The sequence below is a fragment of the Yersinia pekkanenii genome (assembly GCF_001152565.1).
Lineage (GTDB): Bacteria > Pseudomonadota > Gammaproteobacteria > Enterobacterales > Enterobacteriaceae > Yersinia > Yersinia pekkanenii.
Map to the genome: position 1 here is coordinate 32,251 of NZ_CQAZ01000010.1, position 23,758 is coordinate 56,008.

Sequence of the window (23,758 nt, forward strand, 5' to 3'; positions counted from 1 at the left end):
CCCCCCCTAACCAACATATTTCAATACCTGGTTAATAAGGGCTCACAACGAGCCTGACTTATTATTCAGCTTCTACGAAGCTTTCTTCCGCTTGAACGGCCAAGTCTTGAGAACGACCTTCAGTGACAGCAGTCGCAACAGCGTTCAGGTACAGTTTAACTGCACGGATCGCGTCATCGTTACCTGGGATGATAAAGTCAACGCCATCTGGATCGGAGTTAGTATCAACGATAGAGAATACCGGGATACCCAGGTTGTTAGCTTCTTTGATAGCGATGTGTTCGTGATCAGCATCAACAACAAACAGAGCGTCAGGTAAACCGCCCATGTCTTTGATACCGCCCAGGCTGTTTTCCAGCTTGGTCAGTTCACGAGTACGCATCAGCGCTTCTTTTTTGGTCAGCTTGTCAAAGGTGCCGTCTTGAGACTGGATTTCCAAATCTTTCAAACGTTTGATGGACTGACGAACTGTTTTCCAGTTAGTCAGCATCCCGCCCAACCAGCGATGGTTCACGAAGAACTGGTCACAGTTGTTGGCAGCGTCTTTTACCGCTTCGCTTGCTGCGCGTTTAGTACCAACGAACAAGATCTTACCTTTACGGGAAGAGATCTTTTTCAATTCAGCCAGAGCTTCGTTGAACAATGGTACGGTCTTTTCCAAGTTGATGATGTGAACTTTGTTACGTGAGCCGAAGATGAAAGGCTTCATTTTCGGGTTCCAGTAACGGGTCTGGTGACCGAAGTGAACACCGGCCTGGAGCATGTCGCGCATGGAAACAGTTGCCATGATTAAAACCTCTATAGTATCAGTTGGGGTTATGCCTCCACGTGCCCCATAACGCCGACCCCATAAGCAATCGATAATAATCAAAAACTTTAGGGCACCCCGGCGTATGTGTCGACACGTGTGTGTTATTTACACATATGAGTGCGATTGGTATTACTCAGCTAAACAACCATTTGCCATCAGAGAATATGCCTCGAACAAACATTTCTCGTACAAACATAGTGCGGTTCGCCGGCGCGCTTTATACCATAAACAGCCACTACACACCAACTTTTGTTGCATTTAGTGTCGTCACTGCAAACGAAAGTTTGGCAGCAAATTGCAGGGCTGATACCATTAGCGCAGATTTTTTATTTATACCCGTCATACTTCAAGCTGCATGTGTGTTGGCTACGCTCTATCACCCGAATCACTTACTTATGTAAGCTCATCGGGACTCTCTCGCTTGCCGCCTTCCTGCACTCGAATTATTTAGGGTATATGATATTTATTTACCTGCTTATTATCACGGCGGTTGGTACTCACGGCCCCTACGGACACTTTTGCATGGCAATTTCAATCAAAACACCTGAAGATATTCAAAAAATGCGCGTTGCTGGCCGACTGGCTGCTGAAGTGCTGGAAATTATCGAACCCCACGTGAAACCGGGCGTCACCACCGGTGAACTTGATCGAATCTGTCACGATCATATCACCCACCATCAGCAGGCTATTTCTGCCTGTTTGGGATATCACGGTTTTCCTAAATCGGTGTGTATCTCCGTTAATGAAGTCATTTGTCATGGTATTCCAAGCGATGACAAAGTGCTGAAAGATGGTGATATCGTCAATATCGACGTTACCGTAATTAAAGACGGCTTCCATGGTGATACCTCAAAAATGTTTATTGTTGGCAAGCCAACCATTCTGGGTGAACGCCTATGCCGCGTGACTCAAGAGAGCCTGTATCTGGCAATCAAAATGGTGAAGCCGGGTATCCGTCTGCGCACGCTGGGCAAAGCTATCCAGCAATTTGTCGAGGCCGAGAAATTTTCTGTGGTGCGTGAGTACTGTGGTCACGGTATCGGTGAAGGCTTCCATGAAGAGCCACAAGTGCTGCATTACGATGCCGATGACAGTGGCGTCATTCTGCAACCAGGGATGGCGTTCACCATTGAACCGATGGTGAACGCAGGCGATTACCGGATCCGTACCATGAAAGACGGTTGGACCGTAAAAACTAAAGATCGCAGCTTGTCGGCACAGTATGAGCATACTATTGTAGTAACTGATAACGGCTGCGAAATAATGACGTTGCGAAAGGATGACACCATCCCCAACATCATAACGCACGAGTAATAATGACCAGCCGGCACCCGCCGGCTTTTTTATGGGCTGCGTCCTTCATCTGATTATTTATCCTCGGGAAGTATATGTCTGACAACCACACTGAGCACCTTCTGTCGCCGACGCTCACACCGGTCATTTCCGAGCAGCCCGCCCCTCCCAGTACCTATCTTGATAGTGAACTTAATTGCCCACAGCTCAAGCAACGGCTTGAGGCTTTCCAGTTGTGGCTCGCCGAGGCATTCAATGGCGGAGTCAGTGCTGAGATATTAATTGCTGCGCGCAGCGATTACATCGATCGTTTGTTACGCCGACTGTGGACTTTCTACGACTTTGATGATGTGCCGGAAACCGCGCTGGTCGCCGTCGGGGGCTATGGTCGTGGTGAACTGCATCCGTTGTCCGATATTGATGTATTGGTGTTAAGCAAGCAGCGCCTGAGTGATGAACATGCACAGCGCGTTGGCCAATTAATCACTTTGCTGTGGGATCTGAAGCTGGAAGTGGGTCACAGTGTGCGCACCCTGGAAGAGTGTTTACTGGAAGGGCTAGCCGATCTTACCGTCGCCACCAATATGATTGAGTCACGCTTAATTTGCGGCGATGTTGCTCTATTCCTACAGATGCAAAAGCACATTTTCAGCGATAATTTCTGGCCCTCTCCCCAATTTTTCCATGCCAAAATCGTTGAGCAACAAGAGCGCCATAAGCGTTATCACGGTACCAGCTACAATCTGGAGCCGGATATCAAAAGTAGCCCCGGAGGTTTACGCGATATCCATACCCTGTTGTGGGTTGCCCGCCGCCACTTTGGTGCCACATCGCTAAGTGAAATGGTTGATTTCGGTTTTCTGACCAAAGCTGAGCGTAACGAACTCATTGAAAGCCAAAGTTTTTTGTGGCGCATCCGTTTTGCACTGCATCTGGTATTGACCCGCTACGATAACCGTTTGCTATTTGATCGTCAGCTCAGTGTTGCCCAGCTTTTGCAATACCAAGGTGAAGGCAATGAGCCGGTCGAACGCATGATGAAAGATTTTTATCGTATGACGCGTCGGGTCAGTGAATTGAACAATATGCTATTGCAGCTGTTTGATGAAGCCATACTGGCGCTGGATACCAATGAAAAACCACGTCCACTGGATGATGAATTTCAGTTACGCGGCGATTTAATAGATCTGCGTGATGAGAACCTGTTTGTACAGCATCCTGAAGCGATTATGCGCATGTTCTACCTGATGGTGCGTAATCAGGACATCAAAGGCATCTACTCCACCACGGTACGGCGCTTGCGCCATGCCCGCCGGCACCTAAAACAGCCGTTATGTAACATCCCTGAAGCCCGTAAGCTGTTTATGGCCATTTTGCGCCATCCGGGTGCCGTTTCGCGCGCATTATTACCGATGCATCGTCACAGTGTCCTGTCGGCCTATATGCCGCAATGGGGCAGTATTGTCGGCCAGATGCAATTTGACCTGTTTCATGCTTATACCGTCGATGAACACACCGTTCGGGTTTTACTGAAGCTCGAAAGTTTTGCCGATGAAAACACTCGGCCAAAACATCCCCTCTGCGTCGAGCTTTATCCTCGCTTGCCTCAACCCGAATTGCTGCTGCTGGCGGCACTGTTTCACGATATTGCTAAAGGGCGTGGTGGCGATCACTCCATTCTCGGCGCACAAGATGTGTTGGAGTTTGCCGAGCAACACAGGCTTAGCTCACGCGAGGCTCAGCTTGTTGCCTGGTTAGTCCGTTGCCATTTATTGATGTCAGTGACTGCTCAACGTCGGGATATCCAGGACCCAACCGTTATCCAGCAATTTTCAGCCGAAGTGCAAAGCGAAACCCGCTTGCGCTATTTAGTCAGCCTGACAGTGGCAGATATTTGCGCCACCAATGAAAACCTGTGGAATAGCTGGAAACAAAGCCTGTTACGTGAACTTTATTTTGCGACAGAAAAACAGCTCCGCCGTGGCATGCAAAATAGCCCGGATTTGCGCGAGCGAGTTCGCCATCATCGGCTACAGGCCCTGGCGCTGCTGCGGATGGATAATATCGATGAAGAAGCGCTACACCGCATCTGGAGTCGCTGTCGGGCGGATTACTTCCTACGTCATTCGCCTAATCAATTGGCCTGGCATGCCCGCAATTTACTGGAACATGACTCAACCAAACCACTGGTGTTGGTGAGCCGCCAGGCAACCCGCGGTGGGACCGAAATATTCATCTGGAGCCCAGACCGCCCATCACTGTTTGCTGCGGTGGTCGGTGAACTGGATCGCCGTAATCTGAGCGTCCATGACGCGCAGATTTTCACCAATCGTGATGGCATGGCGATGGATACTTTTATCGTACTGGAGCCGGATGGCAGCCCACTGGCACAAGATAGGCATCCCATCATTAGTCACGCCTTGCAACAAGCTATGACCCAGCCAAACTATCAGCATCCACGAGTCAGGCGGTTATCGCCTAAATTACGGCATTTCAGTGTACCGACTGAAACCAATTTCTTGCCGACCCACAACGAGCGTCGTACTTATCTGGAGTTAATTGCGCTGGACCAGCCGGGCTTACTGGCTCAAGTGGGTGGAATTTTTGCGGATTTAGGCTTATCACTGCATAGCGCACGTATCACCACTATTGGCGAACGGGTGGAGGATTTATTTGTGTTAGCAGATAAAGATCGACGCGCTTTAAGTGTCGAAACCCGTCGCGAGTTAGCACAACGGTTGACAGATACCCTCAATCCGAACGATAAACTGTGATACAAATAACTTTTTAATCATTAATTTTTCTTACAACCTATTTTAAAAGGGAACAGGATGCAGCAACTACAGAACGTTATTGAAACCGCCTTCGAACGCCGTGCAGACATTACTCCGGCTAACGTAGACACCATAACGCGCGAAGCGATTAATCACGTGATTGATCTGCTGGATACCGGCGCTCTGCGCGTTGCAGAAAAGATTGATGGTCAGTGGGTCACTCACCAATGGCTGAAAAAAGCCGTGTTGCTGTCTTTCCGCATCAACGATAACCAAGTCATGGAAGGTGCAGAAACACGTTACTACGATAAAGTGCCAATGAAATTCGCTGGTTATGATGAAGCACGTTTCCAACGTGAAGGCTTCCGTGTCGTACCACCAGCAACCGTACGTAAAGGCGCATTTATCGCCCGTAATACCGTATTGATGCCTTCTTATGTCAATATTGGCGCTTTCGTCGATGAAGGTACCATGGTCGACACATGGGCAACCGTCGGTTCTTGCGCGCAAATTGGTAAGAACGTGCACCTGTCTGGCGGTGTTGGCATTGGCGGCGTACTGGAGCCACTGCAAGCCAACCCAACCATTATTGAGGACAACTGCTTTGTCGGCGCGCGTTCAGAAGTGGTTGAAGGGGTTATCGTCGAAGAAGGCTCCGTTATTTCCATGGGCGTATTTATTGGTCAAAGTACCCGTATTTACGATCGTGAAACCGGTGAAATCCATTATGGCCGTGTTCCGGCGGGTTCAGTGGTCGTATCAGGCAACCTGCCCTCGAAAGACGGCAGCTACAGCCTATACTGTGCGGTTATCGTGAAGAAAGTCGATGCGAAAACCCGAGGAAAAGTCGGTATTAATGAGTTATTACGCACCATCGACTAAGATTTAAGATAGCGGGCTAATCACCCGCTATTGTTTGCTTTACGAAGTTATCGCCTACAATCACATACTTTGGCAAAATTTACCGTCATAATCATAAACTGTGGAATATAAAATCAAAAAGGTGGCGCTATGTATGACAACCTGAAAAGCTTAGGAATCACACAACCAGAAGATGTCGATCGCTATAGTCTGCGTCAGGAGGCCAATAACGACATTCTGAAAATTTACTTCCGCAAAGATAAAGGCGAGTTTTTTGCTAAGAGTGTGAAATTTAAATATCCACGCCAACGCAAAACCGTAATTGCTGATAATGCCGGCCATGGTTACAAAGAAATCAATGAAATCAATCCGAATCTACGTTATGTCATTGATGAATTAGATCAACTGTGCAAACGTGACAAAATTGAAGTAGATTTGAAACGTAAAATTTTGGATGACTTGCGTCACTTAGAAAGCGTTGTCGCCAATAAGATTTCTGAAATTGAATCTGACCTGGAAAAATTGACCAACGGCCGTTAAATCGGGTGGTGCAGGTTATATAGCCGAAGTCATTGGCGTTACAGGTAAGCAGCGTATTGTGGCAGCAACGTCACACCACAATACGCTATTCATTAACCCATTAAGCCAACAACAACTTTATTCAAGTAAACGGCCCCACTGCTCTACCCACGAACTCGAAATAACTTCTGGCTCCGGGTGCTCCATAGCATCAATTTCTAAGCGTTCGCCAATCCGTGTCGCACCTTGCTCTTGCAGCAATTCATCGAATACACGCCCAGCGCCACAGAAATTATCATAACTGCTGTCACCCAGCGCAATGACACCATAACGTAGCTCTGGCTGGAACCCCACGTGATCACGCACCGCGACAAAGAGCGAGGCAATGCTGTCAGGGAAATCACCCTGCCCGGTGGTTGAGGTAACCACCAGTGCATAATGTTGACGATAATACTGCCAAGCCTCTAAGGTGCCCTCGTCAAACAATTTTACCTCGTGCCCCTGCTCTTTCAGTATGTTCTCAGCTTCTTCTGCCACTAATAACGCATTACCGTAGACAGTGCCGACAAAGATCCCGACCTGAGCCATAAACAATGTTCCTTTTTAACTAGAAAAAATCATTCACTATCCTGACCCGCAGTGGCCGGAAACTCAACCCTTTCAAGATTAGGGGCAATGCCTGACCAACCAAAATGTGACATCAATCCTTGCCAGGCGTCATCCCAACGTGCGGTTAACGTGAGCACCGCACCGGTCACCGGGTGATTCAGGTATAAATGGCTGGCGTGCAACATAAGCCGAGGGCAATCAAAATGTTGTGCAATGCCTCGATTCTGACGTAAGTCACCGTGGGCACTATCACCGATGATAGGGTGGCGAATATGCGCCATATGCCGCCGTAGCTGGTGCTTACGCCCCGTTTCCGGTTTCAGCTCCAACAAGCTGAAACGCGCAGTATCATAGCGCCCGATGGCAAGAGGAACGTCTACTTGAGCCAGGGGTTGATAGTGAGTGACTGAAGGCTGAGGCGCTTTATCTTGTTTAGAATGTTTATCCGCAATTTTATCCAACTCTTCGGCCATCGCGTAATCAACAGTGCCATCTTCCAGCACATATCCACGGACCACTGCATGATATGTTTTCTGGATCTGATGCTGTTCAAACTGCAAAGAAAGCGCACGGGCCACATCACTGGATAGCGCCATAAGTAGCACCCCGGATGTCGGACGATCCAAACGGTGGACGGTATAAACATGCTGCCCAATTTGGTCGCGCACCGTTTGCATCACAAATACAGTTTCATGACTGTCTAGCCAACTACGGTGCACCAGCCAACCGGCCGGTTTATTTACCGCAACTATATGTTCATCTTGATAGAGTATTTCCAGCATTAGTTACTTTCTTTATTCAGCAGGTCATCGAGACGCTGTAATTGTACCAACAATGCAGTGCAATCTGGCCGGTCATCGCCACTTAGGGCCTCTTCGAAGTACGGCGTAATGGCAAAACGCAGAGGAAATGGACTATTCGACGCCAACAATGCATACATCCGGGGAATAAGTACCCATTGCAACCACTGCTCAGCATCCATGGTATCGATGCTGAAAGGTTCATTACTTTCGAAAGCTTCAGCTGGCGGCGGGACCGTTTGCCAAAGTGAGATAGCCCGCATAGCAAGCTCGATATCTTGAAGGATCTGACGCACCTGATTTTCTGTATTCATGATTATACTCTCAACCAAAAAACAGCCATTCACCGGGCTGGTTCAACGGCGGCCAAGCATATCATTGAAGACGATGATGCCCAAATTCACAGCATAGATAACAGCGGTGAATTAAGATCAATGAGAATAAAAAAAGGGGTACTGTTTTACCAGTACCCCTCAATTCGTTTCATAGCAATCCCGCTAAAAGTAATGCTCCCTGCTCAATCCTTGAAAACTTTTCCGTTTAGTCATCCTGACCAGCAATCCGTTGCAGTGTCCTACACCATCCCGATGCTAATCCTGAGGTTATCCTAACCCACCGTTCATCCTGAACCGGCTCTCAATCTCCATCCTGGAGGTGTCCTTTGTTTCATCCTGAAACATCCCTTCACTCATCCTAAGCAGTCCCTTTGTTCTTCATCCTGAAGTGGTAGCATCCATATACCGTCCTTCTCCGCCAGATCCTATCCGGCACTAGAAGGATCGCTCAATCGACAAAGGGAGACAAGGTACTGAAGAATAATGAGGCAGGCACTTTTATATATAAAAATATGAAAATTTGTAACAAATTGATTTTATTGAAAATATATTTTAAACCCGAATTTTACATATGAGGAATAGAAGTGATGTCGCACAAGCGGTGTGCGAGATATCTCACACCACTTGTGCGCGAAGAAGCAATATCCATTTATTTATTCAGGTAATACAGGCCGTAATGCATCAAGGAAATGTATCAGTGTTGAGGCTAACAATGTACGTTTCTCGCTACCGAATTGCTCTAACACTACATTGCCACTGACATTACACAATGAGGCCATGGTCATTTCCGAGGTGGTCGTTGCCAAAAACAGTGTCGGCGAAAGTTTCAGCCTTTTTTGCGTGACCAGGTGGCCAATCAGATTCTCCTGCAAACGGATAAAATCATCTTCACTCCACACTTGCAGCAAGGTAAAACGGTGATCACCTAAGTCAGCCATCATGTCACCCGCATATTGGTGGGTGTAAAATTCATGAATATCTGGGTGAAGCTGAATCTCTAGCGCCCGTTCAATATTGCCCAACGTCGCACCGGCAACAAAAGGCTGAGGTAACCAAACCACCTGATTATTCTGTGCTTCTACAATGCAGGGTGAAGGTACGCCATAGAGTTCTTCACTGACGGGCGGATGCCCGGTTTGCTGCTGCCATAAATCAATATAGCGTTGAGTAAAGCTATTCAGTGCCGTTGAAACGTTCTGGTCCATTCTTAATTCTCAGTATCGCGGCGGCTTGTGCTGTACCAGAGTGGAAATTGCTCCCACTCAGAAATGCAGTTAATCGCGGCATAAATTGATAAACTAACGCTATTGTACCGATCTCTCATCATGGGAACAGCATGTCTTCATATCAAGACCACAAGGCTCTGGCGGAACTGACGTTGGGCAAACCGACCGCTTATCGCGATCACTACGATGTCAGCTTGTTACAGGCAGTGCCACGCAGTATGAACCGTGAGCCTCTCGGTTTATATCCGGATAGCCTGCCTTTTCATGGTGCCGATATCTGGACACTCTATGAATTGTCCTGGCTAAACAGTAATGGCCTGCCGCAAGTTGCCGTGGGTGAAATCAGCCTGAATGCCGATAGTGTGAATCTGATTGAATCAAAAAGCTTTAAACTCTACCTCAACAGCTTTAACCAAACCGCTTTTACTGACTGGAAAAGTGTACGCACTACTTTGCAACGTGATTTAGCCGCCTGCGCTCAAGGTGAGGTCAGTGTCACGCTATATTCACTGGACGAAATAACCCATCAACCGATTGCCAATTTTTCGGGGGAATGTCTGGAGCAACAAGATATTCGCATTGATAGTTATGAATTTAGTGCAGATTATTTACAAGGCGCGGCGGGTACAAACCGTGTGGAAGAGAGCCTGGTGAGCCACCTGCTCAAATCTAACTGCCTGATAACCCACCAACCCGATTGGGGATCAGTGCAAATCAACTACAGCGGCCCACAGATTGATCGGGAAGCACTGCTGCGCTATCTGGTCTCTTTTCGGCATCATAATGAATTTCACGAACAGTGCGTAGAGCGTATTTTCAATGACATCATGCACTTTTGTCAGCCTGAAAAACTGTCGGTCTATGCTCGCTATACCCGTCGAGGTGGGTTAGATATCAACCCTTGGCGCTCCAATACTGACTTTGTTCCATCTACTGGCCGCCTGGCACGGCAATAAATGCGCGCATGTGCGCAACATTTCACCCCAGCGCACATTAATATTGGTAAAAATAGAGGGACAACGTTAAGGTTAATTACAGTATCGTTATGCAGTTTCCAGTAGAAAAATCAGTGGCGGATACTTAAAGATCTCTTTGAGATGCCACAGCAAAACAGAATATACACGGACACAACCCCTCAGGGGTGTAAAGGAGTAACTTTGATTACACATGTCAGCCCACTCGGCTCAATGGATCTGTTGTCACAGCTAGAAGTGGATATGCTCAAGCGTACAGCCAGTAGTGATCTGTACCGTTTATTCCGTAATTGCTCATTGGCGGTTCTCAATTCAGGTAGCCTGACTGATAACAGTAAAGAGCTTTTATCACGCAATGAAACCTTTGATATCAACGTACTGCGTCGTGAGCGAGGTGTTAAACTCGAACTGATTAATCCGCCAGAACACGCATTTGTTGATGGTAAAATCATCCGTTCATTGCAAGCAAACCTGTTTGCCGTTCTGCGTGACATCTTATTTGTAAATGGTCAAATTGTGAATGCTGAACACTTCCAGAATCTGAATACGGAAAATTCCATCCATTTGACCAATTTGGTCTTCTCTATTTTACGCAATGCGCGCGCCCTGCATCTTGATGAAGACCCGAATATGATTGTGTGCTGGGGCGGCCATTCAATCAATGAAACTGAATACTTGTATGCCCGTAAAGTGGGGAGCCAACTGGGTTTACGGGAGCTAAATATTTGCACTGGCTGTGGGCCAGGAGCGATGGAAGCACCAATGAAAGGTGCTGCGGTTGGTCATGCCCAACAACGTTACAGAAATGGCCGTTTTATCGGGATGACCGAGCCTTCGATTATCGCCGCAGAACCGCCAAATCCACTGGTTAACGAACTGGTTATCATGCCAGACATTGAAAAACGGTTGGAAGCCTTCGTCCGTATCGCCCATGGCATCATTATCTTCCCAGGCGGTGTAGGTACGGCTGAAGAGTTACTTTATCTGTTAGGTATTCTGATGAATCCGGATAACAGTGAGCAGGTGTTGCCATTGATCCTCACCGGGCCAAAAGAGAGCGCGGATTACTTCAGCGTGGTGGATAAGTTCATCATAAATACGCTGGGTGATGAAGCGCGTAAATACTACACAATCATTATTGATGACCCGGATGAAGTCGCCCGTCAAATGAAAAAAGCGATGCCATTGGTGAAAGAGAATCGCCGTAATACCGGTGATGCTTATAGCTTCAACTGGTCTATCCGTATCGAGTCTGATTTGCAACACCCGTTCGTGCCAAACCATGAAAACATGGCGAATCTGGACTTGTCTCATAATCAGCCACCAGAGAAGCTAGCCGCAGCACTGCGCCGAGCATTTTCCGGAATTGTGGCGGGTAATGTTAAAGAAGTCGGGATCCATGCTATTGAGGCTCACGGGCCATTCAAATTACACGGTGACCCGCAACTGATGAAGCAAATGGATAACCTATTGCAAGGCTTTATCGCTCAACATCGAATGAAGTTACCGGGCAGTGCTTATACCCCTTGCTATGAAATCTGTAGCTAACCTAAGCAAAACCTTCACCGGGCAACATTACCACTCAATACATTGGCTGATGTTGCCCGACATTAATCTGGCTTAATGACTATCCAGCCCTTAGCTCTCGTATAAGACAGACTATGCAAATCCACCTTCTTATCGTCGATGCCCTTAATCTGATTCGCCGCATTCATGCCGTTCAGGGTTCGCCATGTATTAATGCTTGCCAGCATGCATTACAGCAATTGATTCAGCACAGCCAGCCCACTCATGCTGTCGCAGTTTTTGATGAAGATGATCGCTCTGACAGTTGGCGTCATCAATGCCTGCCGGACTACAAAGCAGGCCGCTCACCAATGCCAGATAACCTGCAACAGGAAATGCCCCTTATTCGTGAGGCCTTCCGTTCACTAGGTGTCTCTTGCTGGCATTCGCCAGGTAATGAAGCCGATGATCTGGCTGCTACGCTGGTAACCAAAGTTGGTGGTACCGGGCATCAGGTGACGATTGTTTCGACCGATAAAGGCTACTGCCAACTGTTAGCACCAAAGGTGCAGATTCGTGATTATTTCCAAAAGCGCTGGTTGGATATGCCATTTGTGAAGCAAGAATTTGGCGTATTACCGCACCAGTTACCTGACTATTGGGGGCTTGCCGGGATAAGTAGCAGTAAAATCCCTGGTGTCGCGGGTATCGGAGCCAAAACGGCCGCATTGCTATTGCAACAAGCCAGTAGCCTTGAGGCGCTTTATCAAAATCTGGAGTCCGTCCCGGAGAAATGGCGTAAAAAGTTGCAGCAACACCAAGAGATGGCATTTATCTGCAAGCAAATCGCCACACTGAAAACCGATTTGCCATTAAGTGGTAACTTACAGCAACTTCGTTTACATAAAAATTAAGGGGCCAAACAGCCCCTTCAGACTGCTGACAAACCTCGACGATTCGATCTTACGAGGTGAGGACGGGTAGAGAAGTAAAGCGTCCGCGTCAGGGATGGCGCGGCTCGAGCCTACATGGATGTATTTACGGCGTCTTTACGATCTGCCTGTTTTCACCGCCGTGGGCACTTTGTCATTGACCTCAAGGGGCCAAACAGCCCCTTGAACATAATGCTATACCCAAAGTCATTGGAAGTTGCAGGTAGACAGCAAGCGCCCCCGCAACTTCAGCTAAAGATATAGGATTACTCACGCTCATCACGGCGGCCAGGTGCGCCAGACCAGATACGGCGTACATGTACCGTCACTTCTTCACGGTCATGATAAAGTTGCTTAGCCTGAATATGGGCATTGATTCCATTTTCCTTCAATTGCTCATCCATCATTTCCAGATTTTCCAAAACGATTTCAAAACGTTTCTTCATCGGCAACTTCAGGTTAAAGATCGCCTCACGGCACCAACCGTTTACCAACCATTTGATGATAAGTTGCGTCACTTTGGCCGGTTTTTCTACCATATCGCACACTAACCAGTAAATATTGCTGCGCGTTGGCTCATATTTAAAACCATCAACACGATGATGTGTAACCTGCCCAGTATCCATCAAGCTTTGTGCCATGGAACCGTTATCAATGGCTTGCACCATCATGCTACGTTGCACTAGTTGATAGGTCCAGCCACCGGGACACGCACCTAAATCTACAGCATGCATCCCACTTGCCAGACGCTCTTCCCATTCATCTTGTGGGATAAATACGTGGAAAGCTTCTTCCAGTTTTAACGTTGAACGGCTTGGTGCGTCTGATGGGAATTTAAGACGCGGGATCCCCATATAGAACGGGGAGTTATTATTGCTATAGGAATAGCCGACATAACAACAACCCGATGCAATAAAGAACACATGGACCACTGGCCGGTGCGCATTCTCACGGGCTGATAGAATTTTCTGTTCACGCATCGCACTACGCAAAGGAACCGTCAGCTTACGACAGAACTTAAGTAACTCTTTGCTTTCGTTAGTATCAGCGACTTCAACACGTAATTCACCGGCTTTTTCAATAACGCCGACCAACATCCCCACAATCGGTGAGACACGGTCTTCCGGTGGCAAATCTTTCAATAACTCACCCACCACCATCATCTGGCGGGCAAAAATCAATTCACGAAATGGGACTTCACGGATCAAGCGATCAGCATCTTCCAACTGATAACACTCAAACATTACATAACCGCTGTTGTCTTTTACCCGGGCGAAACCAAAGATTTCAAGCTGTGCCGCTCTCGCGGTAATTTCCGCCGCACACTCTTTTTCAAAGCCGGAGCGACAATATAAAGCAATTTTATTATTCATGGCGTTCTGCCCTTTTTCTTAGACGCAGCGCGCCAATCAACATCAAAATCCATCCCGCCAGAAAACATACTCCGCCCACTGGCGTGATATATACCCACAGTTTCAGGTGTGATAGAGCCAGGCAGTATAAACTGCCACTAAAGAGTAGTATTCCGAGCGCTAACAAGGCCCCACTCCAGTAAAACCAAATACTTATCTGCCGTTGCATCGCAACGGCTAATGCTAGAATTGCCAGCGTATGGAGCCCTTGGTACTCCAGCCCGGTACGGATCCAGGCCATCTCATTTGGCCCCAACGTAGAACTCAAAACATGAGCACCAAAGGCACCGAGAGCGACGTAGAAAAACCCGCTCAGCGCGGCAAATATCAGCATTAAACGACCATTCATCGTATTAACCTTACATTAAATAGAGTTATATCCTTCGTACTTGACGTTGCACAAGTGCTAGCTACGATTTCAATGACGTTGGATATGTCGTTATATCACCCGACAATGACCCATTTTATCGTAGCGGGTTACCATCGTGAATGGGTTGTCATTACTACGCAGATACCGTGATCAGCCAGGGTTCGATGATTGATCAGTTGTCATAGCGAAAACGCAACTTTTCCTGTTCGCTGGCGGCCTTTGCCAATATCCACTGACGAAAGGCGGCTATTTTACCCAGTTCTGCCTGACTGTCATGACAAACCAGATAAAAAGCATTTTTACTTACCAATACATCGTTAAACGGACACACCAATCGCCCAGCTTCAATCTCGGACTGAGCCATAACGTTATTCACCAGCGCAATACCTTGGCCATGGACTGCGGCCTGAACCACCATTGCACTGTGGCTAAATATCGGGCCTTGTTGCACATTAATCTGCGGTACACCCAGTTGACGGGTATAGGCCATCCAGTCACGGCGGGAAGTATCATGCAACAGAGTGTGATTAGCCAGATCTGCCGGTAGTTTTAATCCATGCTCGCCCGTTAACAAGCTCGGAGCACACACTGGAAGTAAGAATTCGGCATATAAACGTTCAGTACGCAAACCGGTCCAGTTACCCCGGCCATAAAATATCGCCACATCGACGTCATCAGCGAGTTTGTCCTCTTCCCGATCAACCGCTTGGATCCTGACATCAATTCCGGGATAAGCCACATTAAAACTTGAGAGGCGAGGAACCAACCATTGAATGGCAAAACTGGGAGGCAAGCTGACAGTCAACGCACCTTTCGCACTGCGGGCCTGTAATTTTCGGGTTGCCTCGTTGATTGAGGTGAAAATTTCTTTGATGTCGAGGTAATAGCTCTGACCTTCTTCGGTCAACAGCAAAGAGCGGTTACGGCGACGGAACAATTTTAGTCCGAGAAAATCCTCCAGTGACTTTATCTGGTGGCTAACGGCGGCTTGAGTGACAAATAATTCCTCAGCAGCTTTAGTAAAACTCAGGTGGCGTGCGGCTGCATCGAAAACCCGCAAAGCATTCAGAGGTGGTAATCGTTTTGACATGAATTGGATACTTTTTTATAACGGCTCATCTTTAGATGAAACCCTTTGTTTACTTATTAGTTTTTGTAATCCGAGACATTATAAATTGTCCGTTGATGATGCGCCAGCAAATACCTATAGTGGCGGCACTTCCCAAGCCGGAACGAAAAGTAGGTTTAGTATCCAGGTACTGAAATGCTTTTGGCTTTGTGGTTGTGATGTTGTGTTTGCAAATGGTCTGGTGTACCAGACATAGTAGCTAAGCTACTGTTTTTTTTCACTTCCTGTACATTTACCCTGTCTGTCCATAGTGATTTTATGCAGCACCGCTATTTTGCGGTGCTTTTTTTTACCCTATTTTCAGGGATTACTTATTTTTAGAACCTAAGTGTAAGCGCCACTTTGCATTGCACAGAGTCAAAGCTTACATTTAAGTTGCTGTCGAGGGTTGCCAAGCTGAGTCAGGTTTCTGTTCAACAACGGCTTAGCACTGCCCTAATTAGCCTCAGCCATTTCTTTTATTTCTGAACGATTAATTTGCTGCTCGGTACCATTAGCATCGGTGTAGCTTATCATTCCAGTGTCATCATCTACTTTAGGTTTACCATTAGCAACGATAGTGCGACCATCATTAGTGTGCATAACATAGTTGCTTGAACAGGCTGCTAAGGTAAAGGTGAGCATAAGTGCGGAAATTACGGCAATTGTTTTTTTCATGAGTGACTCCGTGCAGATTAAAATGCTGAAAATTTCATTTCCATTACCAAATAAATGGTTCCGTCCATTACCATTCAGCATAACCTGCTTGTGACATATATCCAGCAAACAGAGCCATAAGTGGACGAATTATAAACAAAATGCGTCAGAATGAGACAGTTCCGAAGTAACCTAAAGGATACGAACAACGGTATGAAGGCTTTTAATCCAACGGATTTTCGTCAGGAATTCCCGGCGATCAGTGATGAAATAACCTATCTGGACAGTGCAGCAACTGCCCTCAAGCCCCATGCCATGATTGAGGCAACACAGCAGTTTTATCAGCAGGATTCCGCGACAGTGCATCGCAGCCAGCATCAATCGGCATTGTCATTGACGGTTCGTTTTGAAGAAACCCGTCAACAGGTGGCTGACTTTATTAATGCTCCCGCAGCAGAAAATATCATTTGGACGCGAGGCACTACCGAAGCCATTAATCTGATAGCGCAGAGCTATGCCCGCCCCCGTCTGCAAGCGGGGGATGAAATTATTGTCAGCGAAGCAGAGCATCATGCCAATCTCATCCCCTGGCTGATGGTCGCGGAGCAAACAGGTGCCAGAATGGTTAAATTGCCTATCAATCCTGATAACCTACCCGACTTACAACAATTGCCGCAGTTACTGAACAATAAAACCCGCATATTAGCGCTAGGGCAAATGTCTAACGTGACTGGCGGTAGCCCGAATTTGGCTTATGCAATCGAACTCGCCCATCAATATAACTGCGTGGTCGTCATAGACGGCGCACAGGGGATCGTTCATAGCCCGGCTGATGTTCAGGCTCTTGATATCGATTTCTATGCTTTTTCTGCCCATAAATTATATGGGCCAACCGGCATTGGCGTGCTGTATGGCAAATCTGAATTGCTCGAAGAGATGCCTGCCTGGCAAGGTGGCGGTAAAATGCTAACTCATGCTGCATTCGACGGTTTTACTCCCCATGAGGTGCCCTATCGCTTTGAAGCAGGCACGCCTAATATTGCGGGTGTGATTGGTTTATCGGCGGTACTCAGTTGGCTGGAGCGTATTGATCTGGAAGAAGCCGAGGCTTATAGCCAAAGTTTAGCCACGCTGGCAGAGCATAAGCTGGCTAAATTACCAGGGTTTCGTCACTTTCGTTGCCAGCAATCCAGCCTGTTAGCATTTACTTTTGATGGCGTTCATCACAGTGATTTAGTCACGCTGTTAGCCGAACAAGGTATTGCGCTGCGCGCCGGACAACATTGCGCACAGCCACTAATGGCAGCACTGGGGGTCAGTGGTAGCTTGCGTGCATCATTTGCACCTTACAATACAACTAAAGATGTTGAAACACTGTGTACCGCTATCGCTAAGGCATTGGAGCTATTGCAAGATTAAGTGACAACGGATGATAATCTCAATAAATAGCTATCTGTAATAATATGAGAATATGATGATTGCTCCACATCCTTTTGGTCACGACATTACTGCCGCTAACCTGTTAGAGATATTCAGTACTCATAAACAGTGGGAGGATCGCTACCGCCAGTTGATTTTGCTGGCTAAGCAACTCCCGCCGTTACCGGTGCCATTAAAGCAGAATGAACTGGAGTTGACCGGTTGTGAAAACCGAGTGTGGCTTGGGCATCAGCGTCTACCGGATGGCAGTTTACATTTCTATGGCGACAGTGAGGGCCGGATTGTACGCGGATTACTGGCAGTGATTTTGACCGCCGTAGAAGGTAAAACCCCACAGCAGGTATTGGCAGCAGATCCATTAGCGCTGTTTGATCAGTTAGGGTTACGACAACAACTCAGTACCTCACGCGCCAACGGTTTACAGGCTTTGGCGCTGGGGGTACAGGCAATTGCCGCCCAATATGTAGATTAAGGGTTACTTCTCCTGGCGGGCTGCTTTCGCCATCATTTTTTTCAATGCATGGGACACCGCAACAAAGCCAAATGTGGCGGTGACCATAGTTGCGGAACCAAAGCCTGAAGTGCAGTCCATTCTTTTCGGCCCTTCAGCGGTACTGCGAGATGCACACACCGAACCATCGGCCTGTGGATAAACCAATGGTTCGCTGGAAAAAACGCAATCGATCCCCAGTTTACCTTTACTGTTCTTCACCACGTTAAAATCATTTTTCAGCCTTTCACGCAACTTGGCCGCCAGCGGGTCCTGAATAGTTTTCGCCAAATCAACCACCGTAATACGCGTTGGATCAATTTGCCCCCCCGCACCACCCGTCGTCACCACTGGGATTTTGTAACGACGACAATAGGACAACAGCGCAGCTTTCGGGCGGACACTGTCTATAGCATCAATGACATAGCTGAAATTATTATTTAAAAGCTCCGCAACATTATCTGCGGTAATGAAATCATCAATACAAGTCACACGGCATTCAGGATTGATTGCCAGAATACGTTCCGCCATCACTTCTGTTTTAGCCTGCCCAACATTGTGCCGCAAAGCATGGATCTGACGATTGGTATTGGTGACACAAACATCATCCATATCAATCAATGTGATCGCGCCAATACCGGTGCGAGCCAGTGCTTCCGCCGCCCACGAACCCACACCGCCAATGCCTATCACACCAACATGAGCCTGTGAGAAAAGCGTCAGTGCCTGCTGCCCATATAGGCGCGCAATACCACCAAAACGCTGTTGGTAAGCGGCGGAAAAGGCAGTGTCCATAATCTTGTTACCTTAATGAGTTAGAAATAAGAGATGGCTTTAATGTAAGAAGGGGATTTACTGGCCCTGATTACTCACCAGTAGCGATGATCCATTACCCGTTGGTGCGGTTTTAGCACCACCTTGATAAGCCGTAAACAATGGCCCGTTGCTTTGGGCGTTTTTCAACACCCAAACTCGACCATAATGGTTGTAGAACCCGGCAGCTTGCCCTGCTTCATGGCCAATCCCCTGATAGATATCAAAGTGCTGACCTTTAATAGCACCACCGACATCCAATGACACCATCAGGCGCATCTGATATTGACCGGTAAATTTCCCCTGATTATCCAGCAAAGGCACTTCGGCCAATAACGTGGTACCCGGTGGGATCAATGAACGATCAGACGCAACCGACGCTTTAGCTATCAATGGAACCGCACTGGCTCCTTTCACTGGCGCGTACATTTCCGGCTTGAAGAAGACAAAGGACGGGTTCTGCTCCAAAAGCTCTCTGACTTCAGCTTCACTATGAGTTTCAGCCCAGTGGCGGATGGCCTGCATTGACATATCAGCTTTCGCCACTTCACCACGATCAATCAACACTTTACCGATACTGCGATAGGCATGACCATTTTTGCCGGCATAACCAAAGAAGGTCAGCGGCCGGCCATCACCATAATCAACATAGCCACTGCCTTGCACTTCCATCATAAAGTTATCCACCAACGAATTGGTGTAAGCAATAATTAAGTTACGGTCATCCAAAGCGCCAGAATAAATAGCGGCACGATCAGGTAAACGGCGTTTGCCTTTAGCTGGCATACGATAAAGTGGATGGCGGAATTCACCTTGTGGCGTATAGCGAGCCTGAAGTACCGGGGTGTAGTAACCGGTAAATTGCACATTACCGAAATTATCCACCCCTTCCATCTGGTAAGCATTCAAACCAAACAGACTTAACTTACTGGTATCTGCCCCAGCTAACATCCAGTTTTCAACCGCATTAAAGGTGCTGCTGTTGCGGTTATACAGACCCGGTGAAGATTGGTTAATCACTTTCACCTGATCAGAATAATCTTTTGCGTTGACTGGCTTACCTGTTGCGTGTGGTTCATTCACCAACTCCAGTGGATGCTCCAGACGCCCATCCTTATACTGTTGCCCACGATCAGTTGGCCGCGATTGGCAACCTGCCAGAACAGCAATCATTATTCCACTTAGTAGGTATTTGCCCCAACGACTTGTCATTTCACGCCTTCTCTTACTCATTTTATCTACCGGCGAACGATAACAAACACCTATAGATAAAGGAATCAGCAGGCGGAAAAAAATCCCCTGATGCCATTATGGGGAAAAAGGAAACAGATAGTTGATAAATTAATCGAATAACTCTATTTACCCTAATTAAGTGGTAAAACTACTTGCAACAGATCTCATCCAGAGTATAGTGCGCTCAATCGGACGCGGGGTGGAGCAGCCTGGTAGCTCGTCGGGCTCATAACCCGAAGGTCGTCGGTTCAAATCCGGCCCCCGCAACCAACCGATACTGATTACCAGCAGTATCAAATGTCGTCCGATAGTCTTGAAAGTTAAGATGAATTGAGTACAATAGCGGCTCGAAGTATGTAGTTAAAGATAAAGTGTAGTGACGGACGCGGGGTGGAGCAGCCTGGTAGCTCGTCGGGCTCATAACCCGAAGGTCGTCGGTTCAAATCCGGCCCCCGCAACCAATTACACTATTAAGTGATAAAAAGTAGCATTAAGATAGAAAAGTATTAAGACGGACGCGGGGTGGAGCAGTCTGGTAGCTCGTCGGGCTCATAACCCGAAGGTCGTCGGTTCAAATCCGGCCCCCGCAACCAATTCTTAATCATTTTATATCAACATCAGACACCCTCAAGGGTGTTTTTTTGTTTCTGGCTTGCAATGAATGACCGCCCCTTGAGCAAGAGCTATCTCCCGCCCTTACTACAAATTAATCCCCCCCATCTACGTTAGAGCCGCGCCATCGCCCCACCATTGGCAAAATAAGCTTTGATACCGGCAAAAATAGATTCAGCGACTTGTTGTTGAAAACGACTGGTACGCAATTTTCGCTCTTCTTCCAGATTGCTGATAAAAGCCGTTTCAACCAAAATTGACGGAATATCAGGTGCTTTCAATACAGCAAAGCCGGCCTGATCCACACGATTTTTGTGTAGCTTATTAATTTTCCCCATACGGTTCAGTACTTCTTTACCAAACTTCAGACTGTCATTGATGGTCGCCGTTTGCAGTAAATCAATCATGGTATGGTCCAGATAGCGATCGCCGCTCTTGCTGACACCACCAATCAGGTCCGCTTCATTCTGTGTTTGAGCCAGAAAACGTGCCGCAGTACTGGTTGCCCCTTTGGTCGACAACGCAAAAACCGAAGACCCCCTGGCTGCCGGACTGGTAAATGCATCGGCATGAATCGAAATAAATAAATCTGCATGAAGTTTGCGGGCTTTTGCCACCCGCACTTTCAGTGGGATGAAAACATCTTCATTACGGGTCATAAACACCCGCATATTGGCTTCTTTCTGAATCAACGCCCGCAGTCGGCGAGCAATTTGCAGCACAATATCTTTCTCGCGGGTTTTATTTCTACCAATGGCCCCAGGGTCTTCCCCACCATGTCCGGGATCTAACATGATAACTATCGGCCTATCCCGCCCTGCTTTACCTGCTTTTGGTGTCTCTGTTGGTAAATTACGCTCCACGTTGCCTTTATTATAATCTTCCAGTAATGCCAACAATGGATCGTCTTCAGCCGAAGTACCGCCTTGGGCAGGATACAAGTCCACCACCAAACGGTTACGAAATTCAGCAAAGGGTTTTAGCGCAAATAGCTGTGGGCTGATGCTTTGTTTTAATTCCAAGACCAGACGGACGGTATTTTTATCAAACTGCCCTACTCGCGCCTGTTTCAGGTAAGGATCACCGGACTGAACCTGATTACTGATCTCTTTCAGTACACTATTTAAATGCACGCCTTCAATATCAACCACAATACGATCAGGATCCGTCAGCGCGAACTGGCGATACTTCAACGGAGTATTGGATTCTAGTGTCACCCGCGTATAAGTTGAAGAGGGCCAGACCCGGACCGCGATGATATGTGAGGAAGCAGCAAATCCAACCCGGCTAACACTCAGCATCCAGGCGCTCGCAGCACCTTGCAAGAGACGACGACGCCCAGAATTATGATTTGAATCTGCCATATAACTCCAAAGTAACTGCCAAAAAATGAATAAAAACAAACAAAAAAGTTATGAGGAAAAACTTTAACGAATCAATCCTACGCTGTCACCAGAAAAACATTTTTATGTTATTCAATTTATTAATACTTATGTGTCATACATATGCATTTGATAGCAATTTGTTGCTTGCCATCTTGGTAAAAAAAGAATAAAAATACAAAAATACCGAATAAAAATTCAAAGAGGGTCTGCCGTGAAGGAACGTAGTACTGAACTGGTCCAGGGATTTCGCCACTCAGTTCCCTATATCAATGCGCACCGTGGCAAGACATTCGTTGTCATGTTGGGTGGCGAGGCGATTGAGCATGAAAACTTCGCTAGCATCGTCAACGATATCGGCTTATTGCATAGTCTGGGGATCAGGCTGGTCGTGGTATACGGCGCACGTCCACAAATCGACAACAATCTGGCGCAGCATAACTACGAACCTATTTATCACAAGCATACCAGGGTAACCGATGCTCGGACTCTGGAAATGGTTAAACAAGCGGCTGGCTTATTGCAGTTGGATATCACTGCAAGATTATCAATGAGTCTGAATAATACTCCGCTACAAGGCGCGCATATCAATGTGGTCAGCGGTAACTTCATTATTGCTCAACCGCTGGGGGTTGATGATGGTGTGGACTATTGCCATAGCGGGCGTATTCGGCGGATCGATGAAGAGGCTATTCATCGTCAATTAGATAATGGCGCTATCGTGTTACTGGGGCCGGTGGCGGTGTCAGTGACCGGTGAGAGCTTTAATCTCACGTCAGAAGAAGTTGCCACACAGTTAGCTATCAAACTGAAGGCTGAAAAGATGATCGGTTTCTGCTCATCCCAAGGGGTGACAGACAACGAAGGTAATATTATTTCAGAGTTGTTCCCCAATGATGCTCAAAAACGGATCGAGGATTTAGAGCAAGAAGGCGATTACAACTCGGGTACTGTGCGTTTTCTACGTGGAGCGGTGAAAGCGTGCCGCAGCGGCGTGCGTCGCAGCCATTTACTCAGCTATCAGGAAGATGGTGCATTGGTGCAAGAGCTGTTCTCACGTGATGGTATCGGTACCCAGATTGTTATGGAAAGCGCAGAACAGGTACGCCGCGCCACCATCAATGATATTGGCGGCATACTAGAGCTGATTCGCCCACTGGAACAGCAAGGCATTCTGGTGCGCCGCTCACGTGAACAGCTTGAAATGGAAATAGATAAATTCACCATTATTGAACGGGATAATCTAACTATTGCTTGCGCCGCACTTTATCCATTTCCTGAGGAACAAATAGGTGAAATGGCCTGTGTCGCGGTACATCCGGATTATCGCAGCTCTTCCCGTGGTGAAATGCTTTTACAGCGAGTGACCAATCAGGCACGACAAATGGGCCTTAAAAAGCTATTTGTCTTAACCACTCGCAGTATTCACTGGTTCCAGGAGCGCGGTTTTACTCCGGCAGAAGTTGAAGTTTTACCGATTCAGAAACAAGAGTTATATAACTATCAGCGACGCTCAAAGATTATGTTGGCTGACCTGTAGCAGCTCGGTTGACTAAACCCAATTCTGTAGCAACATAGGTTATAGCGTTGCGACCAGGCAT

The 23,758-nt window shown here is 47.3% G+C and carries 22 protein-coding genes, 3 tRNA genes and 1 pseudogene; 14 read left to right on the forward strand and 12 right to left on the reverse strand.

What is annotated here, in order from left to right:
* Positions 1 to 61: 61 nt before the first annotated feature.
* Complete coding sequence (rpsB, locus tag AEP37_RS06750) at positions 62 to 787, reverse strand: 30S ribosomal protein S2 (RefSeq protein WP_049611750.1); 726 nt, start codon at positions 785 to 787, stop codon at positions 62 to 64.
* A gap of 546 nt (positions 788 to 1,333) precedes the next feature.
* On the opposite strand from rpsB, the gene map reads away from it, so the two are divergent.
* The 4 genes from map (at position 1,334) to AEP37_RS06770 (ending at position 6,279) form a co-directional block, all read left to right on the forward strand.
* The gene (gene map / locus AEP37_RS06755; protein WP_049611752.1) at positions 1,334 to 2,125 is read left to right on the forward strand and encodes a type I methionyl aminopeptidase; all 792 of its coding nucleotides are present in this window, start codon (positions 1,334 to 1,336) and stop codon (positions 2,123 to 2,125) included.
* A 74-nt stretch (positions 2,126 to 2,199) separates the two neighbouring features.
* A complete protein-coding gene (gene glnD, locus AEP37_RS06760) occupies positions 2,200 to 4,878 on the forward strand; it encodes a bifunctional uridylyltransferase/uridylyl-removing protein GlnD (RefSeq protein WP_049611753.1) in 2,679 nt (892 codons plus the stop codon).
* A 57-nt stretch (positions 4,879 to 4,935) separates the two neighbouring features.
* On the forward strand, positions 4,936 to 5,760 hold the full coding sequence (dapD, locus tag AEP37_RS06765; RefSeq protein WP_049611755.1) for a 2,3,4,5-tetrahydropyridine-2,6-dicarboxylate N-succinyltransferase: 825 nt from the start codon (positions 4,936 to 4,938) through the stop codon (positions 5,758 to 5,760).
* Between the two features lie 129 nt (positions 5,761 to 5,889).
* Positions 5,890 to 6,279: a DUF3461 family protein gene (locus tag AEP37_RS06770; protein WP_049611757.1), complete on the forward strand. Its 390-nt coding sequence runs from the start codon at positions 5,890 to 5,892 to the stop codon at positions 6,277 to 6,279.
* A 117-nt stretch (positions 6,280 to 6,396) separates the two neighbouring features.
* On the opposite strand, the gene AEP37_RS06775 is transcribed toward AEP37_RS06770, so the two are convergent.
* From AEP37_RS06775 to syd, 4 genes are all read right to left on the reverse strand, one after another.
* Positions 6,397 to 6,846, reverse strand: coding sequence for a flavodoxin (locus AEP37_RS06775; RefSeq protein WP_049611758.1), 450 nt, complete (start codon positions 6,844 to 6,846; stop codon positions 6,397 to 6,399).
* 29 nt (positions 6,847 to 6,875) lie between these two features.
* Positions 6,876 to 7,649 (reverse strand): tRNA pseudouridine(65) synthase TruC, encoded by a 774-nt coding sequence (gene truC, locus AEP37_RS06780; protein ID WP_049611760.1) that lies wholly within the window; start codon positions 7,647 to 7,649, stop codon positions 6,876 to 6,878.
* A complete protein-coding gene (locus AEP37_RS06785) occupies positions 7,649 to 7,981 on the reverse strand; it encodes a YqcC family protein (RefSeq protein ID WP_049611762.1) in 333 nt (110 codons plus the stop codon). Before AEP37_RS06785 ends, truC begins: the two co-directional genes overlap by 1 nt.
* Positions 7,982 to 8,655: 674 nt before the next feature.
* Positions 8,656 to 9,207 (reverse strand): SecY-interacting protein, encoded by a 552-nt coding sequence (syd, locus tag AEP37_RS06790; RefSeq protein WP_049611763.1) that lies wholly within the window; start codon positions 9,205 to 9,207, stop codon positions 8,656 to 8,658.
* A gap of 131 nt (positions 9,208 to 9,338) precedes the next feature.
* On the opposite strand from syd, the gene queF reads away from it, so the two are divergent.
* The 4 genes and pseudogenes from queF to AEP37_RS27850 form a co-directional block, all read left to right on the forward strand.
* Positions 9,339 to 10,184 (forward strand): NADPH-dependent 7-cyano-7-deazaguanine reductase QueF, encoded by an 846-nt coding sequence (gene queF, locus AEP37_RS06795; RefSeq protein WP_049611765.1) that lies wholly within the window; start codon positions 9,339 to 9,341, stop codon positions 10,182 to 10,184.
* Between the two features lie 201 nt (positions 10,185 to 10,385).
* Complete coding sequence (gene ppnN, locus AEP37_RS06800; protein ID WP_049611767.1) at positions 10,386 to 11,750, forward strand: nucleotide 5'-monophosphate nucleosidase PpnN; 1,365 nt, start codon at positions 10,386 to 10,388, stop codon at positions 11,748 to 11,750.
* Positions 11,751 to 11,863: 113 nt separating this feature from the next.
* On the forward strand, positions 11,864 to 12,622 hold the full coding sequence (gene xni / locus AEP37_RS06805; protein WP_049611769.1) for a flap endonuclease Xni: 759 nt from the start codon (positions 11,864 to 11,866) through the stop codon (positions 12,620 to 12,622).
* A gap of 114 nt (positions 12,623 to 12,736) precedes the next feature.
* A pseudogene (locus tag AEP37_RS27850) lies at positions 12,737 to 12,806 on the forward strand (gluconate 5-dehydrogenase); the annotation flags it as partial.
* A 100-nt stretch (positions 12,807 to 12,906) separates the two neighbouring features.
* Here AEP37_RS27850 and rlmM read toward each other — a convergent pair.
* From rlmM to AEP37_RS06825, 4 genes are all read right to left on the reverse strand, one after another.
* The gene (gene rlmM / locus AEP37_RS06810) at positions 12,907 to 14,013 is read right to left on the reverse strand and encodes a 23S rRNA (cytidine(2498)-2'-O)-methyltransferase RlmM (protein ID WP_049611771.1); all 1,107 of its coding nucleotides are present in this window, start codon (positions 14,011 to 14,013) and stop codon (positions 12,907 to 12,909) included.
* The gene (locus AEP37_RS06815) at positions 14,006 to 14,401 is read right to left on the reverse strand and encodes a DUF423 domain-containing protein (protein WP_082170709.1); all 396 of its coding nucleotides are present in this window, start codon (positions 14,399 to 14,401) and stop codon (positions 14,006 to 14,008) included. Before AEP37_RS06815 ends, rlmM begins: the two co-directional genes overlap by 8 nt.
* A 193-nt stretch (positions 14,402 to 14,594) precedes the next feature.
* Positions 14,595 to 15,512: a transcriptional regulator GcvA gene (locus tag AEP37_RS06820; RefSeq protein ID WP_049611773.1), complete on the reverse strand. Its 918-nt coding sequence runs from the start codon at positions 15,510 to 15,512 to the stop codon at positions 14,595 to 14,597.
* Between the two features lie 474 nt (positions 15,513 to 15,986).
* Positions 15,987 to 16,208, reverse strand: a complete 222-nt coding sequence (locus AEP37_RS06825; protein ID WP_049611775.1) for a YgdI/YgdR family lipoprotein — start codon at positions 16,206 to 16,208, stop codon at positions 15,987 to 15,989.
* 192 nt (positions 16,209 to 16,400) lie between these two features.
* Between AEP37_RS06825 and csdA the strand changes: the two genes are divergently transcribed.
* Entirely contained in the window at positions 16,401 to 17,606 is a 1,206-nt protein-coding gene (gene csdA / locus AEP37_RS06830; protein ID WP_049611777.1) for a cysteine desulfurase CsdA, read from the forward strand.
* Positions 17,607 to 17,658: 52 nt separating this feature from the next.
* A complete protein-coding gene (gene csdE, locus AEP37_RS06835; protein ID WP_049611779.1) occupies positions 17,659 to 18,099 on the forward strand; it encodes a cysteine desulfurase sulfur acceptor subunit CsdE in 441 nt (146 codons plus the stop codon).
* Positions 18,100 to 18,102: 3 nt separating this feature from the next.
* On the opposite strand, the gene tcdA is transcribed toward csdE, so the two are convergent.
* Positions 18,103 to 18,912, reverse strand: a complete 810-nt coding sequence (tcdA, locus tag AEP37_RS06840; protein ID WP_049611780.1) for a tRNA cyclic N6-threonylcarbamoyladenosine(37) synthase TcdA — start codon at positions 18,910 to 18,912, stop codon at positions 18,103 to 18,105.
* Between the two features lie 57 nt (positions 18,913 to 18,969).
* Complete coding sequence (gene mltA, locus AEP37_RS06845) at positions 18,970 to 20,142, reverse strand: murein transglycosylase A (protein WP_049611783.1); 1,173 nt, start codon at positions 20,140 to 20,142, stop codon at positions 18,970 to 18,972.
* Positions 20,143 to 20,356: 214 nt separating this feature from the next.
* Here mltA and AEP37_RS06850 point away from each other — a divergent pair.
* The 3 genes from AEP37_RS06850 to AEP37_RS06860 all read left to right on the forward strand — a co-directional run bounded on the left by AEP37_RS06850 (position 20,357) and on the right by AEP37_RS06860 (position 20,756).
* Positions 20,357 to 20,433 (forward strand) — tRNA-Met (locus AEP37_RS06850).
* Positions 20,434 to 20,547: 114 nt separating this feature from the next.
* Positions 20,548 to 20,624 (forward strand) — tRNA-Met (locus tag AEP37_RS06855).
* Between the two features lie 55 nt (positions 20,625 to 20,679).
* Positions 20,680 to 20,756 (forward strand) — tRNA-Met (locus AEP37_RS06860).
* Between the two features lie 132 nt (positions 20,757 to 20,888).
* On the opposite strand, the gene amiC is transcribed toward AEP37_RS06860, so the two are convergent.
* Positions 20,889 to 22,139, reverse strand: coding sequence for an N-acetylmuramoyl-L-alanine amidase AmiC (gene amiC / locus AEP37_RS06865; protein WP_049611785.1), 1,251 nt, complete (start codon positions 22,137 to 22,139; stop codon positions 20,889 to 20,891).
* 232 nt (positions 22,140 to 22,371) lie between these two features.
* Here amiC and argA point away from each other — a divergent pair, with 232 nt between their 5' ends.
* Positions 22,372 to 23,697: an amino-acid N-acetyltransferase gene (gene argA, locus AEP37_RS06870; protein WP_049611787.1), complete on the forward strand. Its 1,326-nt coding sequence runs from the start codon at positions 22,372 to 22,374 to the stop codon at positions 23,695 to 23,697.
* Positions 23,698 to 23,758 lie beyond the last annotated feature (61 nt).